Source organism: Cobetia sp. MB87, assembly GCF_011319755.1.
Lineage (GTDB): Bacteria > Pseudomonadota > Gammaproteobacteria > Pseudomonadales > Halomonadaceae > Cobetia.
Map to the genome: position 1 here is coordinate 459,527 of NZ_VFBC01000008.1, position 14,966 is coordinate 474,492.

Annotated in this window: 12 protein-coding genes; 9 read left to right on the top strand and 3 right to left on the bottom strand. The window is 63.3% G+C overall.

Going from position 1 to position 14,966, the window contains the following annotated elements:
- The first annotated feature begins 95 nt into the window (after nucleotides 1–95).
- The 4 genes from CDPAHKCJ_RS11360 to pstB all read left to right on the top strand — a co-directional run bounded on the left by CDPAHKCJ_RS11360 (nucleotide 96) and on the right by pstB (nucleotide 4,601).
- Complete coding sequence (locus tag CDPAHKCJ_RS11360) at nucleotides 96–1,112, top strand: PstS family phosphate ABC transporter substrate-binding protein (RefSeq protein ID WP_166019859.1); 1,017 nt, start codon at nucleotides 96–98, stop codon at nucleotides 1,110–1,112.
- A 127-nt stretch (nucleotides 1,113–1,239) separates the two neighbouring features.
- Entirely contained in the window at nucleotides 1,240–2,496 is a 1,257-nt protein-coding gene (gene pstC, locus CDPAHKCJ_RS11365) for a phosphate ABC transporter permease subunit PstC (RefSeq protein WP_166019860.1), read from the top strand.
- 14 nt (nucleotides 2,497–2,510) lie between these two features.
- Entirely contained in the window at nucleotides 2,511–3,677 is a 1,167-nt protein-coding gene (gene pstA / locus CDPAHKCJ_RS11370; protein ID WP_166019861.1) for a phosphate ABC transporter permease PstA, read from the top strand.
- Between the two features lie 81 nt (nucleotides 3,678–3,758).
- Nucleotides 3,759–4,601, top strand: coding sequence for a phosphate ABC transporter ATP-binding protein PstB (pstB, locus tag CDPAHKCJ_RS11375; protein ID WP_166019862.1), 843 nt, complete (start codon nucleotides 3,759–3,761; stop codon nucleotides 4,599–4,601).
- 146 nt (nucleotides 4,602–4,747) lie between these two features.
- Here the strand turns inward: pstB and CDPAHKCJ_RS11380 are convergent, their stop codons facing one another.
- Complete coding sequence (locus tag CDPAHKCJ_RS11380) at nucleotides 4,748–5,968, bottom strand: acetyl-CoA C-acyltransferase (protein WP_166019863.1); 1,221 nt, start codon at nucleotides 5,966–5,968, stop codon at nucleotides 4,748–4,750.
- A gap of 117 nt (nucleotides 5,969–6,085) precedes the next feature.
- Between CDPAHKCJ_RS11380 and CDPAHKCJ_RS11385 the strand changes: the two genes are divergently transcribed.
- The 5 genes from CDPAHKCJ_RS11385 to CDPAHKCJ_RS11405 all read left to right on the top strand — a co-directional run bounded on the left by CDPAHKCJ_RS11385 (nucleotide 6,086) and on the right by CDPAHKCJ_RS11405 (nucleotide 13,438).
- Nucleotides 6,086–6,703 (top strand): TetR/AcrR family transcriptional regulator, encoded by a 618-nt coding sequence (locus CDPAHKCJ_RS11385; RefSeq protein WP_166019864.1) that lies wholly within the window; start codon nucleotides 6,086–6,088, stop codon nucleotides 6,701–6,703.
- A gap of 325 nt (nucleotides 6,704–7,028) precedes the next feature.
- Entirely contained in the window at nucleotides 7,029–8,699 is a 1,671-nt protein-coding gene (locus tag CDPAHKCJ_RS11390; protein WP_166019865.1) for an AMP-binding protein, read from the top strand.
- A gap of 84 nt (nucleotides 8,700–8,783) precedes the next feature.
- Entirely contained in the window at nucleotides 8,784–9,548 is a 765-nt protein-coding gene (locus CDPAHKCJ_RS11395) for an SDR family NAD(P)-dependent oxidoreductase (RefSeq protein WP_166019866.1), read from the top strand.
- Nucleotides 9,549–10,024: 476 nt separating this feature from the next.
- The gene (locus tag CDPAHKCJ_RS11400) at nucleotides 10,025–11,836 is read left to right on the top strand and encodes an acyl-CoA dehydrogenase C-terminal domain-containing protein (protein WP_166019867.1); all 1,812 of its coding nucleotides are present in this window, start codon (nucleotides 10,025–10,027) and stop codon (nucleotides 11,834–11,836) included.
- A 381-nt stretch (nucleotides 11,837–12,217) separates the two neighbouring features.
- The gene (locus CDPAHKCJ_RS11405) at nucleotides 12,218–13,438 is read left to right on the top strand and encodes an AI-2E family transporter (RefSeq protein WP_240916768.1); all 1,221 of its coding nucleotides are present in this window, start codon (nucleotides 12,218–12,220) and stop codon (nucleotides 13,436–13,438) included.
- 146 nt (nucleotides 13,439–13,584) lie between these two features.
- Here CDPAHKCJ_RS11405 and trxA read toward each other — a convergent pair whose 3' ends face one another.
- Complete coding sequence (trxA, locus tag CDPAHKCJ_RS11410) at nucleotides 13,585–13,908, bottom strand: thioredoxin (protein WP_043333971.1); 324 nt, start codon at nucleotides 13,906–13,908, stop codon at nucleotides 13,585–13,587.
- A gap of 250 nt (nucleotides 13,909–14,158) precedes the next feature.
- Nucleotides 14,159–14,935, bottom strand: a complete 777-nt coding sequence (locus CDPAHKCJ_RS11415) for a sulfite exporter TauE/SafE family protein (protein WP_166019868.1) — start codon at nucleotides 14,933–14,935, stop codon at nucleotides 14,159–14,161.
- Between the last annotated feature and the right edge of the window lie 31 nt (nucleotides 14,936–14,966).

The window sequence follows — 14,966 nt, forward strand, 5'->3', positions numbered from 1 at the left end:
GACTGTCACACAGTTGTCATGAATGCTTGGCAAGGTACTCCCTGTAGACAAGAAGCCACCTCACTGGCTCATTCCTATCGCAAGGAGTTTCAGGCATGAAGGCGTTCCTCAAGTCCGGTCTCGCAGTGGCTGTCATCGCTGCATCAGTGGGTGCAGCAGAAGCCCGTGAACAGCTGCGTATCGTGGGGTCTTCCACGGTATATCCGTTCTCCAGCTACGTCGCTGAAGAGCTGGGTGCCACCAGCGATTTCCCGACGCCGGTCATCGAATCCACCGGTTCCGGCGGCGGCATGAAGCTGTTCTGTGAAGGTGTCGGTGACAGCACTCCGGACATCACCAACGCCTCTCGTCGCATGAAGACGTCTGAATTCGAGCGCTGTGAAGAGAACGGCGTGACCGATATCACCGAAGCCATGATCGGCTTCGACGGTATCGCCTTCGCCCAGTCTGTCCGTGATGGCAGCATCGACCTGACCCGTGAGCAGATCACCCTGGCGGTCGCCGCTCAGGTGCCGGTCGACGGCAAGCTGGTCGACAACCCCTACACTAAGTGGTCCGAGATCGACCCCTCCCTGCCGGACCGCAAGATCACCGTCTACGGGCCGCCTTCCACTTCCGGTACCCGTGACGCCTTCGAAGAGCTGGTGATGGAAGTCTCCACCGAAGAGATGGAAGGCTACGGCGGTGAGGGTTACACCAACATCCGTCAGGACGGTCACTACATCGCTGCCGGCGAGAATGACAACCTGATCATCCAGAAGCTGGTCGAGAACACCGAAGCCTTCGGTATCTTCGGCTACTCCTTCCTCGAAGAGAATGCTGACAAGGTCGTCGGTGCTTCCATCGATGGCGTGCAGCCGGAAGCCGATGCCATCTCCTCTGGCGAGTACCCGGTCTCCCGCTCCCTGTTCTACTACGTGAAGAACCAGCACAAGGATGACGTGCCGGCTCAGCAGGCCTACAACGACCTGTTCATGAGCGAGAAGATGATCGGTGAGCTGGGCTACCTGAAGGGCATCGGTCTGATCCCGCTGCCGAAGGAAGAGCGCGCCACGCTTCGCGAGCAGGTCGCTGAGCGTACCAAGCTGACTCTGGCCGATCTCCAGAAGTAAGCAACGCAGCTGACCCTTGACGCGGCCGGTTGCCCTTGGCAGCCGGCCCGTTTGCTTGACTGGTCGCAGGGTTTCGCAAGGCATGAAGCCTTCCCCCTGTGAACAACGCGACTCCGGGACCCGAAAGATGCAGACTCAGCAGATCTTTCTCTTCTTCATAGGCATCGTGGCGCTGGCTGGCCTGGTGGCCTTCTTCAGCGGCCGCAGCAAGGCACAGCGTGTGCGTGCCAGCGGTGCTGAAATGTACGCCCAGCCGGATCAGTACGGCTGGTTCACGGCAATTTCCAGCGCAGGGCCTGCTCTGCTGGTCGGTCTGGCAGCCGTCGTTGCGATTGCCACCGCAGATATCGATATAGAAGGCATGCAGCTGCTGATCGCCAGTCTGGTCGTCGCAGCCGTCGGCCTGGTCATCGGCCTCGCCCTGGTGAAGCCTGATTTCCATGCGCGCAATGCCATCGAGACCCTCATTCGTTATGTGTTGATCGGCGCGGCGATGATCTCCATCGTCACGACGTTCGGCATTCTTGTCTCGATCATCTTCGAGGCCATCCGCTTCTTCCAGATGGAAAGCTTCTGGACCTTCATCACCGGCACCACCTGGGATCCGGGCAATAGCTTCCAGATGGCCGCTGGCCGTGGTGAAGGTGTCGAGAGCACCGCCAACTTCGGTGCCGTACCGCTGTTCGCCGGTACCTTCATGATCACCCTGATCGCGATGCTGGTGGCCATTCCCATCGGTCTGCTCGCCGCGGTCTACATGGCGGAGTTCGCCCCCGAGAGAGTGCGTACCGTCGCCAAGCCGGTGCTGGAAGTGCTCGCCGGTATCCCGACCGTGGTCTACGGCTTCTTCGCCGCCATCACCGTCGCACCGCTGATCGTCGACATCTTCTCGCCGCTGGGCATCGAGGCGTCCTACAACAACGCGCTGGCACCGGGGCTGGTCATGGGCATCATGATCATTCCGTTCATCTCCTCACTGTCCGATGACGTCATCACTTCCGTGCCGGACACCATGCGTCAGGGCTCTCTGGCGCTGGGCATGACCCACGGCGAGACCATCCGCAACGTCATCCTGCCGGCCGCGCTGCCGGGCATCATCTCCGCGTCTCTGCTGGCCATGTCGCGTGCGCTGGGCGAGACGATGATCGTGGTGATGGCGGCGGGCATGCGTCCGAACCTGACCGCCAACCCGCTGGAAGACATGACCACCGTCACGGTGCGCATCGTTGCCGCGTTGACCGGCGACCAGGAATTCGCGAGTGCCGAGACACTGTCGGCCTTCGCGCTGGGTCTGGTGCTGTTCGTTGTCACTCTGCTGCTGAACATGGTCTCGGTGGTCCTGATCCGCCGCTTCCGTGAGAAGTACAGCGCCAACAACCTCTGAGGCCGAGACTAGACATGAGCCATTCATTCGACGATATCTCGGCCCAGCTGAAGGGCCGTCATCGCCGCACCAAGCGCCTGAAATTCATGTCCATGGGCGCACTCGCCCTGGCCGCCACCTTCCTGGTGGTCTTCATCGGCGACATGGTCATGCGCGGCTATCCGGCCTTCCAGCAGGCAGAACTGCACGTGCCGGTCACCTACAGCGAGCAGTCGCAGGAAATTCCGCTGGCAGCGGTGGAAGAAGACGTGCGTGATCTGGTCAGCCGCGGCTGGTTGCGTCAGCTGCCGCGCGACATGGCCGCTGACGCCAGCCTGATGGGGCAGACGATCGACCGCTGGGTGATCGCCGATGACCAGGTCGACCAGTATCTCAAGGGCCACAAGTCACACCTGAAGCCCAAGCAGACCGCAGTGCTGGACCGCATGGTCGAGAACGGCACGGCCGAGCTCAAGTTCAACATCAACTTCTTCACCACCGGTGACTCGAAGCTGCCGGAATACGCCGGTATCTGGTCGGCCGCGATGGGCACGATCCTGACACTGCTGGTCACGCTGGCCTTCGCCTTCCCGGTCGGCGTGCTGACGGCGGTCTATCTGGAGGAGTTCGCTCCGGACAACCGCTTCACCCAGGCCATCGAGATCAACATCAACAACCTGGCAGCGGTGCCGTCGATCCTGTTCGGTCTGCTGGGTCTGGCGATCTTCATCAACTTCTTCGGCATGCCGCGCTCCTCCCCGCTGGTCGGTGGTCTGACGCTGGGTCTGATGACCTTGCCGGTGATCATCATCACCACGCGCTCGGCGCTGCGCAGCGTACCGGACACCATTCGTCAGGCTGCCTTCGGCGTCGGCTGCTCGCGCTGGCAGGTGGTGCGTGACCACGTGCTGCCGCTGTCACTGCCGGGAATCCTGACCGGTTCCATCATCGGCCTGGCACAGGCGATGGGCGAGACCGCGCCGTTGATCATCGTCGGCATGGTGGCCTTCATTCCGGATGCGCCGACCGCCATCACCCAGGCTGCCACCGTGCTGCCGGCCCAGATATTCACCTGGGCGGGCGAGCCGGAGCAGGCCTATGTTGAACGTACTGCGGCGGGCATCCTGGTGCTGCTGTCAGTGCTGATCCTACTCAATGCCGCAGCCGTGATGCTGCGCAAGAAATTCGAGCGTCGCTGGTAGGCAGCTGCGAGGCGGCCCGCCGATTGGCCGGTCGCCTTCCACCCCTAGCCCTGGCCCACGACTCATCAAGGAATACGAGACATGAACAGCACCGTCGCCACTCCCGCCAAGCCTGCCGCCACCACTCGTCCCGGTAGCCCGGTCGTCATCAACGAAGACGCCAATCATGAGCTGGCCATTCGCGTGGAAGACCTCAACCTGTGGTACGGCGAGAAGCAGGCGTTGAAGAACATCAACATCGATATCTTCCAGAAGAATGTCACCGCCCTGATCGGCCCGTCCGGCTGTGGCAAGTCGACCTTCCTGCGCTGCCTGAACCGCATGAATGACCTGATCCGCAGCGTGCGCATCGAAGGTCTGGTCGAGATGGATGGCCGTGACGTCAATGCGCGCAACATGGATGAAGTGGCGCTGCGTCGTCGCGTCGGCATGGTGTTCCAGAAGCCGAATCCGTTCCCCAAGTCCATCTATGACAACATCGCCTACGCGCCGACCATGCACGACCTGGTCAGCCGTCGCGCCGACAAGGATGATCTGGTCGAGAGCGCGCTGCGTGATGCGGGTCTGTGGGAAGAGGTGAAGGACATTCTCGACCAGCCGGGCACCTCGCTGTCCGGTGGTCAGCAGCAGCGCCTGTGCATCGCGCGTGCCATCGCGGTCAAGCCGGACGTCATCCTGATGGATGAGCCGACCTCGGCACTCGACCCGATCTCCACCGCGACCATCGAAGACCTGATGGACAAGCTGAAGACCCAGTTCTCCATCGTCACCGTGACGCACAACATGCAGCAGGCGGCGCGCGTCGCCGATTACACCGCCTTCTTCCATATGGGGGAACTGGTGGAGTACAACGATACCAAGACCATGTTCTCCAACCCGAATACCAAGAAGGCCGAGGATTACATCACCGGTCGCTATGGCTAAGCAGCGCCAGCGTCGGGGCCCGGATGGCTGAGCCCCTGATCGCTTCCCGAGAACATCGTAGGCCGCACGACGACACGGGGCCCGGATCACTGATCCGGGCCCCGTGTCGTTGCAAGCGTCAGGTTGGCTCAGCGACGATTGACGCTTCAGCCTTCCAGCTCGACGGCGATCGCGGTGGCTTCGCCGCCGCCGATGCACAGCGCCGCGATGCCGCGCTTCTTGCCGCGGCGTTCCAGCGCGTTGATCAGGGTGACGATGATGCGCGAGCCGGTGGAACCCACCGGATGCCCCTGGGCGCAGGCACCGCCGAAGACATTGACCTTGTCATGCGGGATGTCGTGGGCGTCCATCGCCAGCAGGGTGACCACCGCGAAGGCCTCGTTGATCTCGAACAGGTCGACGTCTTCTGTCGTCCATTCCAGGCGCTTCATCAGCGAGTCGATGGCCCCGATGGGCGCCAACGTGAATTCGCTGGGATGCTGGGAGTGGGTGCTGTGACCGAGGATACGCGCCTTGACGGCCAGCCCGCGTCGTTCGGCTTCATCACGGCGCGTCAGCACCAGCGCCGAGGCGCCATCGGAGATGGAGCTGGCGTTGGCGGCGGTGATGGTACCGTCCTTGGCGAAGGCCGGGCGCAGGGTGGGAATCTTGTCGAGGTTGGCCTGGAAGGGCTGCTCGTCCTGCTCGACCACGCTCTCGCCCTTGCGGCTCTTGACCGTGACGGCGGCGATTTCCGGTGCGATATCCCCCGATTCGGTGGCCGTCATGGCACGCCTGAGCGATTCGATGGCGAAGTCGTCCATGCGCTGGCGATCATAGCCGCGGGCATCGGCCACTTCCTGGGCGAACACGCCCATCAGCTTGCCGGTCTCGGCGTCTTCCAGTCCATCGAGGAACATGTGGTCCTTCAGCTCGCCATGGCCGAGCCGATAGCCGCCACGCGCCTGGGTGAGCAGGTGCGGGGCGTTGGACATCGATTCCATCCCGCCGGCCAGCATGATGCGGTTGGTGCCCGCGCGAATCAGATCATGCGCCAGCATGGTGGCCTTCATGCCGGAACCGCACAGCTTGTTGATGGTGGTGGCGCCGATGCTGTCCGGCACCCCGGCCTGCCGCATGGCCTGCCGCGCCGGGCCCTGCTTGACGCCGGCGGGCAGCACGCAGCCGAAGATGCCCTCGTCGACATCGGCAGGCGTGAGGCCTGCGCGTTCGATGGCCGCCTTGATGGCCACCGCGGCGAGTTCTGGCGCGCTCAGCGTCGAGAGTGAGCCCTTGAGGCCGCCCATCGGCGTGCGGGCACCGGCGAGAATCACGATGTCATCGGCGCTGACGGCGGGGCCTGGCGTAGTGCGGGAAGCGATCGTCATGACGGTCTCCTGTGTCTTGTTATTGGAAGATCGAGTCGTGCAGTCGGCGTTGTGATCACTGCGTGGCTATGCTTTGATCCATTCAATCCCATAAACCAAGCAAGCGCTAGTTATACGATGAATGTAGCCACCGCCTCACCCCGTCGCAAGGAGCTGGTCCGTATCGCTGCCCGCCTGTTCGTCGAGGAGGGTTTCGATCGCACCACCGTCCGCATGCTGGCCCAGGAAATGGGCATCAAGTCCGGCAGCCTCTTCCATCACTTCGCCGACAAGCAGGAAATCCTGTGCGCCGTGATCGAAGAGGGCATGTTCAGTGCGCTGGCCATCGCCCATGAGCATCTGGCGCGCTGCGAGCCGTACCAGGCAAGCGAAGTGACCACCTCGGCGGCGTCGCAGCAGCAGGCGCGTGAGCGACTGCTGGCCCTGGCGCGTGCACATCTGGACACGCTGCTCACCGATCGCAATGCCCATGTGGTCGCGCTCTATGAGTGGCGGAGGCTGGAAGGTCCGGCGCGCGAGCATCTCGTCCAGCTGCGCGATGACTACGAAGACCTGTGGCGTGACGCCATCGCCTCCGCCGTGGCCGCAGGGCTGCTCAAGGGCGATGCCGCGCTGCTGCGCCAGTTCATGCTCGGCGCACTCAACTGGACGGTACGCTGGTATCGTCCCGATGGAGAGCGCTCCCCCGATGAGCTGGCCGAAGCGCTGGTCGACAGCCTGTGTCGTCTGCCCTGAGCGCGTGTCGGTTACACGGCGTCCGTTACACGGTGTCCGTTACACGGCGTCCGTTACACGGCGTTTGCTACGCAGCGTCTGCAACTTTTGGCCAGTCGAGCGTCACAGTGCTTGCCGCCCGACAGGCTTGTCGCTAACTTGACGTTTACGTTAACTGTAGATGGCTGATGCCCAGTCATCTCACATCGCCCCGGAGCACCACTCAGGAGCCAGTCACGCCATGACGCCAAGCGATACAACAACAAACCGCACGTCACGCGACGCCTCTGCTGAATCTGCCGCTGCATCTGTCGCTATATCTGCCGAACCTGCGAATTCACACCCCATGCAACCTACTGCCAGTCAGACGTTGAGCGATTATCTGGCTGCCTTCGATATCCAGGCCCTGCGCGATGAATTGTTCACCACGCCGCTCGACGCTAGCGGCGAGGGTGAGCTCGGCAATGCCTATGAGGCGTGTGTCGGGCGTCATCTGCGCGCCGGGCAGGGCGAACGTATCGCGCTGGTCCATGAAGACGAACAGGGCCGGGTGCGTGAGCTGAGTTATGCACAGCTCGACGAGCAGAGCGCGCGGATGGCGGCTGCCTTGAAGGCGCAGGGCGTGATGGCGGGGCAGCGGGTCGCCTGCATGCTGTCGCGTACGCCGGAGCTGATGATCGCGCTGGCCGCGACCTGGCGGCTGGGCGCCGTCTATCAGCCACTGTTCACCGCCTTCGGTACCGATGCGCTCGACTATCGCCTGTCGCGCGCCGAGACGCAGATCGTGATCACCGAGACGAGCCAGCGCAGCAAGTTCACAGAGCTTGCCCGCCATCCCGTGATCATCTGCGTGCGCGGTGAGGAAGATACGCTGGAGGCGGGTGATCTCGACTGGCAGACATTGATGCAGAGCGAGCCACTGACCGAGCCGCCAGTGCTGCTGCCAGCGGAGGCGCCTTTCCTGCAGATGTTCACTTCCGGCACGGTCGGCAAGCCCAAGGGCGTGGCGGTGGCGCTGAATGCGCTGCCCGCCTTCTGGCTCTATCAACGCCTGGCGGTGGACCTGCGCCCCGGCGAGCGCTTCTGGAACATGGCCGACCCCGGCTGGGCCTACGGGCTCTATTACGCCATCACCGGCCCGCTGTTGCTGGGTGCCACCACCTACTTCATGCAGGCGCCGTTCAGTGCAGAAGGCGGGCTGGCGTTCATGGAGCGTCACCGCATCGACAATTTCGCGGCCGCGCCCACGGCCTATCGCATGCTCAAGGCCTCCGGGCTCGGTGAAGGTGCCTTCGAGCGCCTGAACCTGCGGGTCGCAAGCTCCGCCGGTGAGCCCCTCAACACCGAGGTGGTGGGCTGGGTCGCGCGGGAGCTGGGCTGTGCGGTGATGGACCATTACGGTCAGACCGAGACCGGCATGACCTGCTGCAATCATCACGCGCTGGCCCATGAGGTCGTGGTCGGCAGTGTCGGTTTCCCGCTCCCCGGCTATCGACTGGCCGTGCTCGACGCCGAGTATCGTGAGCTGCCGCCGGGCGAGCCGGGTGTGCTGGCGGTGGATATCGCCCGCTCTCCCGCGCACTTCTTCGCCGGCTACACCTGGCAGGAGAAGCAGCCCTGCGTCGAGGGCTATTACCTGACCGGAGACGTGGTGGTGGCAGAGCCCGATGGCCGCTTCACCTTTGCCGGGCGTGACGACGACATCATCACCACTGCGGGCTATCGCGTCGGCCCGGCGGATGTCGAGAACGCTGTGCTGGTACATCCAGCGGTGGCGGAATCGGCGGCGGTCGGCAAGCCGGATGCGCTGCGCGGCGAGATCATCAAGGCCTATGTGGTACTGCGTGATGGGCATGTCGGCAGTGACGAGCTGGCGGAGGAAATTCGCGCCAGCGTGCGCCAGCGGCTCTCGGCGCACAGCTATCCGCGTGAGATCAACTTCGTCGACAGCCTGCCCAAGACGCCGTCGGGCAAGATCCAGCGTTTCCTGCTGCGGGCACAGGCGCGCGAGAGCTGAGCGCAAGGACACACGCGCTGCTGGCAGGTAAGGCTGCGTATCCGGCAGGCAAGGCCTGTCGCTACCTTTCTGGAGACTCGTTTCATGAAGATCGCCGACCACTGCTTTCTGATCACCGGCGCAGCATCCGGCCTCGGGGCCGCCACGGCCTCACGTATCGTCGCGGCCGGCGGCCAGGTGGTGCTGGCGGACCTTGCCGAGGCCGCACGTGAACAGGCCGATGCGCTGGGGGAGGCGGCACGCTTCTGTCATTGCGACATCACCGACAGCGCCAGTGTCGAGGCCGCGCTGGATGTCGCGGAGCAGACCTTCGGTGCCATTCATGGGGTGATCCACTGTGCCGGCGTGGTGAGCGTCGCCAAGCTGGTGGACCGTGACGGCGAGCCTGCTCCGCTGGAGGGCTTCGAGAAGACGCTGGCGATCAATCTGAGCGGCACCTTCAACGTGGCGCGCCTGGCGGCGGCACGCATGGCGCGCAATGCTGCCGAGGGCGAGGACGGTGAGCGGGGCATCATTCTCAATACCGCCTCGGTCGCGGCCTTCGATGGCCAGGTGGGGCAGTGTGCCTATAGCGCCTCAAAGGCCGGGGTCGCCGGCATGACGCTGCCGATGGCGCGCGAGCTGGCGCGCCATGGCATTCGCGTGATGGCGATCGCGCCCGGCGTGTTCGAGACACCGATGATGGCAGGCATCCCGGAGCCGGCCCGCGAAGCGCTGTGCGAGGCGGTGCCGTTTCCCAAGCGTCTGGGCAAGCCCGATGAGTTCGCGCGACTGGCCGAGCACATCATCACCAACAGCATGCTCAACGGGGAGGTGATCCGCCTCGATGGCAGCATCCGCATGGCCTGAGGCTGGCGGGCAAGGCCTTCAACGTCTGGATCGGGCTCTCTGGATCGTACTTTCTGTAAGGGAGCACGGTGCACAAGGAATCTTGCAGGACAGGTTATCTCTGGGGGAGATATTGCTCGATCGCGGCTGCGGTCGGGCTTTTTTGTGTCTGTTTCTCGTGTCCTCTTTTGTTTCTGCCATGCGCGCGGGGCGATGTGTATACAGGGCTTGCCATTGCCGGGGCAGGGCTTGCCACTGATGAGACCGCGCCTGCCACCAATGTCGCAGGCCAGAAATCAAACGACCGCTTGACGGTATGGCGAAGGAGGCGTTAGTTTCAAACACATGTTTGATAGTGTTGCGTCAGACCTGTTCGCCGCCAGCGACTCGCTTCTTCATTGCTTGAGTGAGTGTTGTGCCGCCTGACAAGCGTCTTGCCGCTACCTGTCATTGTTAAGGTCAGCGCCGCCGCGTCGCGACGGCTCAAGGAGTAAAGCATGCCGGACTATCAGGCGCCGTTGCGCGACATCCGCTTCGTGATGAATGAGCTGCTCGACTATCCCGCGCACTATGCCAGCCTGCCGGGTGGCGATGAGGCCAGCGACGATATCGTGACCGCCATCCTGGAGGAGGGCGCACGCTTCGCGCACGAGGTGCTGACGCCGCTGAACCAGTCGGGCGACCGCGAGGGCTGTACCTTCGAGGGCGGCGAGGTCAAGGCGCCGAGCGGTTTCAAGGCTGCCTATCAGCAGTATGTCGAGGGCGGCTGGCCGAGTCTGGCTGCCTCACCGGAACATGGCGGCCAGGGGCTGCCGCCGTCACTGGCGATGGTGCTCTCGGAAATGGTCGCCTCCGCCAACCTGTCGTGGGGCATGTATCCGGGCCTCTCGCATGGCGCGATGAATGCGCTTGAGCATCACGGTAGCGAGGTGCTCAAGCAGACCTACCTGACCAAGCTGGTCGAAGGCAGCTGGACGGGCACCATGTGTCTGACCGAGCCGCATTGCGGCACGGATCTGGGGCTGATCAAGACCCGCGCCGTACCGCTGGATGACAGCGATGGCAGCAAGGGATATGCCATCAGCGGCACCAAGATCTTCATCTCGGCCGGTGAGCACGATCTTTCCGAGAACATCGTGCACCTGGTGCTGGCCAAGCTGCCGGATGCCCCGGAAGGCTCGCGTGGCATCTCGCTGTTCGTGGTGCCCAAGTTCCTGCCGGACGCCAATGGCGAAGCCGGCGAGCGCAACGGCGTCAGCTGTGGCTCCATCGAGCACAAGATGGGCATTCACGGTAACGCGACATGCGTGATGAACTTCGACTCCGCCACAGGTTTCCTGGTCGGCCCGCCTCACAAGGGGCTGGCCTGCATGTTCACCATGATGAATGCCGCGCGTCTCGGGGTGGGCATCCAGGGTGTGGCGCTGGCCGAGGTCAGCTTCCAGAATGCGCTGAGCTATGCGCGTGACCGTCTGCAGATGCGTGCCCTGTCTGGCGCCAAGGCACCGGAGAAGGCGGCTGACCCGATCATCGTGCATCCGGATGTGCGCCGCATGCTGCTGACCCAGAAGGCCATCGCCGAGGGCGGGCGCATGCTGGTGATGTACGCCGCCCAGTTCAATGACATCGTCGAGAACGCTCCGGACAGCGAAGACAAGGCGCGTGCCGATACCTTGCTCGGCCTGCTGACGCCCATCGTCAAGGCCTTCCTGACCGAGACTGGCTTCGAGGCGACCAACCACGGCGTGCAGGTCTACGGCGGTCACGGCTTCATTCAGGAATGGGGCATGGAGCAGTTCGTGCGCGATGCGCGTATCACTCTGCTCTATGAAGGCACCACCGGTATCCAGGCGCTGGACCTGCTGGGCCGCAAGATCCTGATGAGCCAGGGCGAATCGCTCAAGGTCTTTACCAAGGAGATCCACAAGTTCTGCCAGGCCAGCGAAGGCAGCGAGTTTGCCAATCCGCTCGCCGAGCTCAACCGAGAATGGGGTGAGCTGACCATGGCGGTGGGCATGGGCGCGATGCAGGACCGCGAAGCGGTCGGCGCGGCCAGTGTCGATTATCTGATGTATGCCGGTTACGTCACGCTGGGCTACCTGTGGGCGCGTGCCGGTGAGACGGCCAGGGCCGCGCTGGCGGCTGGCGAAGGGGATGCTGCCTTCTATCAGGCCAAGCTGGATACCGCGCGCTTCTACTTCCAGCGCATCCTGCCACGTACGCAAGGCCACGCCGCGATGATTCGCGCCGGTGGCGAGACGCTGATGGCACCGACGGTGGAAGGCTTCGGCAGCGGCTTCGAGATCTGATGACGGCGTCAAGCCTGACAGCAACTTGAAGTCTCAGCAGTTCGATGTATCGGCAACGGTCGTGTCTTATGCCTCCAGTCAGTGCGCTCTGACTCGGTACCCTTGGGGAGACTTCGGTCTCCCCATTTTTTTGTGTCTGCAAGGGAGGCGTGAGTTTCCCAGACACGAGCAATCAATCTCGTTTCAGTCTTGGCTTGTGACAGGCATGCGCCCAAGATAGGCGCATCGATGGCTGTCCCGATGAACCTGCGGGGCAGCGACGCGCATGTACTGATGGCAAGTACTGATGGCAAGCACTGACAGGATAGGTGGCGCAGGATGCACGCGAACGACACGCCTGAGGAAAGATCGCGACACGAGGAAGCGCTGCCCGTAGCGCAGATGGCTGATGCGCAAGTGCCTGACGATAGCGTTGGCGAGCCACGCAGCGTCAGTGAGGGGACTTCCATCGAGGAGGCCGTGACACGCATGCAGGTGCCACGCGACGAGCGTCAACAGGAGGCACTCGAACGCTCCGGACGTTCTCGCCACGCGCCCCGCGTGCGTCGCGCGCTGGAGATTCATCCATTGCTGGTCGGCATGGCCGCAGTGGTCATCATCATCGGCGGCCTCAAGCTGGCGGCGGACCTGGTGGTCCCGCTGCTGCTGGCGGTGTTCGTCGCTGCGGTCTGCGACGCGCCGGTACGTTGGCTGGCACGTCATGGCATCGGGCAACGCTTCGGGGTGCCGATCGTCATCCTGACGGTGTGCGTGCTGTTCTCGTCGCTGACGGCGCTGCTGGTCTCGCGCTTCACCCTGTTCAGCGATGAGATGCCCAAGCTTGAGGAGAGCCTGCGCGAACAGTATCAGAGCATGCTGGAATGGCTGGCGGACAGTGGTGTATCCATCGCGCCGGCCCGTTTCAGCGAGCTGGTCGACCCGGCCTCTTTGACCCAGTGGGTGCCGAATCTGCTGACCGGGCTTGGGGGGCTGTTGTCCTCAAGCGTCATCATCGTGCTGACGGCCACTTTCCTGCTCTATGAGGCGTTGTCACTGCGCGACAAGCTGGTCAGCACGCTGCGCAGCCCGCATGTCAGTCTGCGTCGCTTCACGCTGTTCTCGCTGACGCTGCGTCGCTATCTGGCGGTCAAGACCTTGATCAGCCTCGTGACCGGGGGGCTGGTCGCGCTCAGCTGTCTGGTGCTCGATGTAGAGTTCGCCTTCCTGTGGGCCACGCTGGCCTTCTGCCTCAACTACATCCCCAACATCGGCTCGGCACTGGCCGCGGTGCCTGCGGTGTTGCTGACGCTGGTGATGCCGGAAGGTGGCGCGGTCAAGGCGCTGATGCTGGGCGGCTGTTATCTGGCGATCAACTTCATTCTCGGCAACTTGATCGAACCGCGCGTGATGGGGCGCACCCTGGGCCTGTCGACGCTGGCCGCCTTCCTGTCGCTGGTGGTATGGGGCTGGGTGTTCGGGCCGGTGGGCATGCTGCTGTCGGTGCCGATCACCATGACGCTCAAGATCGCCTTCGACTCGCACCCGGGCACGCGCTGGGCGGCGCGTCTGCTGGGCCCCTCCGTGCGCCGAATACGTCGTCGGCGACGCATGGCGGAGGAATGACCCGCGAGCCAGCGCTGCGTGGATGACCCGCTGCCTGAATGCCAAAGGCCCCGTCACGCTCAGCGTGACGGGGCCTTTGATTATCGATTCAGTGCGCGGTGGCTGGCGGGGCAGCTACCTGTCAGCAAGGTCGACTCAGAGGTTCTTCAGAGGTTCTGCTCGATGAATTGGCTCAGCTGACCCTTGGACTGGGCACCGACCAGAGAGGCGACCTTGGCGCCGGACTTGAACAGGATCACGGTCGGCACGCCACGCACGCCTTGCTCGGCAGCGATTTCCGGCGCGTCATCGACATTGACGTTGACGATCTTCAGGCCTTCGCCTTTCTCGTTGGCGACTTCTTCGACGACCGGCGCCATCATCTTGCACGGACCACACCACGGGGCCCAGAACTTCAGCAGGACCGGGGCTTCAGCGTTGAGAACTTCCTGTTCGAAGTTGGCGCCGGTGACATCGACGTGATTGGACATCTTGTTTCTCCAGGGGATTCGTTTCGCTGTCTGCGGCATTGCCGGACATGCAGGCTGCGTCCGATGGTAGCGCCACTTTGCATCACTGACAAATGGGCATTGTCCATCGGCTCAATAGCACGGGGTTATGATCGCTAGTGTTTTTATAGCTGTTTTATTGGTTTGAGGGAATAGCAACGGGGCAGGCAATGTGGATTGCCTGCCCCGACTTTGGTCTTGCCTATACGAAGGATTCCGCAGCAAGGATAGCTCAGAAGAAGGCGTAACGGATGCCTAGCCCCAGCAGTAGTGTCGTCAACAGACCCTGCAGCAGGCCGCCAGGCATGTGGCGCGTCAGGCGTGCGCCCAGGCTGATGGCGGGCAGTGAGCCGACCAGCAACGCGCCGAGCAGCAGGAAGTCGACATTGCCCAGCCACAGATGGCCCAGTCCCGCGACCAGTGTCAGCGGGACCGCGTGAGCGATATCGGTGCCGACGATACGCGCGGTGCTCAGCAGCGGGAACAGCATGATCAGCACGGCAGCACCGAAGGCGCCGGCACCTACGGAGGACAGGGTGACGCATACGCCGAGCACGATGCCTGACAGCACGGTCAGCGGTGCCGCGTGGCGTACGATGAAGCTTTCCGGGCTGATCAGCCCGAGCAGGCGCTTCTTGAACAGCAGCACGCCGGCGGTGAGGATCAACATCACGCCCAGCATGCCCTTGATCAGGCCTGCGTAGGCGGTGGGGTCAGTGAAGAAGGTATGCAGGACCGCAATCGTCAACAGCGCCGCCGGCAGCGAGCCGATGGCCAGGCGCCGAGCGATGGTCCAGTCCACATGGCCCTGGCGATGGTGCGCGAAGGCACCGCCCGCCTTGGTAATGGAGGCATAGAGCAGGTCGGTGCCCACGGCGATATGCGGCGGGAAGCCGAACATCAGCAGCAGGGGCGTCATCAGCGAGCCGCCGCCCACGCCAGTGACACCGACCGCGAAACCCACTCCGGCGCCTGCCAGCACGTATAGCAGCAGTTGTGTGACTTCCATCCCTACCTACCCCCTTGTCAGGTTACTGTCG

Coding starts and splice junctions, on each gene's coding strand:
- CDPAHKCJ_RS11360 (WP_166019859.1), top strand. CDS start 96: ATGAAGGCGTTCCTCAAGTCCGGTCTCGCAGTGGCTGTCATCGCTGCA.
- pstC (WP_166019860.1), top strand. CDS start 1,240: ATGCAGACTCAGCAGATCTTTCTCTTCTTCATAGGCATCGTGGCGCTG.
- pstA (WP_166019861.1), top strand. CDS start 2,511: ATGAGCCATTCATTCGACGATATCTCGGCCCAGCTGAAGGGCCGTCAT.
- pstB (WP_166019862.1), top strand. CDS start 3,759: ATGAACAGCACCGTCGCCACTCCCGCCAAGCCTGCCGCCACCACTCGT.
- CDPAHKCJ_RS11380 (WP_166019863.1), bottom strand. CDS start 5,968: ATGACGATCGCTTCCCGCACTACGCCAGGCCCCGCCGTCAGCGCCGAT.
- CDPAHKCJ_RS11385 (WP_166019864.1), top strand. CDS start 6,086: ATGAATGTAGCCACCGCCTCACCCCGTCGCAAGGAGCTGGTCCGTATC.
- CDPAHKCJ_RS11390 (WP_166019865.1), top strand. CDS start 7,029: ATGCAACCTACTGCCAGTCAGACGTTGAGCGATTATCTGGCTGCCTTC.
- CDPAHKCJ_RS11395 (WP_166019866.1), top strand. CDS start 8,784: ATGAAGATCGCCGACCACTGCTTTCTGATCACCGGCGCAGCATCCGGC.
- CDPAHKCJ_RS11400 (WP_166019867.1), top strand. CDS start 10,025: ATGCCGGACTATCAGGCGCCGTTGCGCGACATCCGCTTCGTGATGAAT.
- CDPAHKCJ_RS11405 (WP_240916768.1), top strand. CDS start 12,218: ATGGCTGATGCGCAAGTGCCTGACGATAGCGTTGGCGAGCCACGCAGC.
- trxA (WP_043333971.1), bottom strand. CDS start 13,908: ATGTCCAATCACGTCGATGTCACCGGCGCCAACTTCGAACAGGAAGTT.
- CDPAHKCJ_RS11415 (WP_166019868.1), bottom strand. CDS start 14,935: ATGGAAGTCACACAACTGCTGCTATACGTGCTGGCAGGCGCCGGAGTG.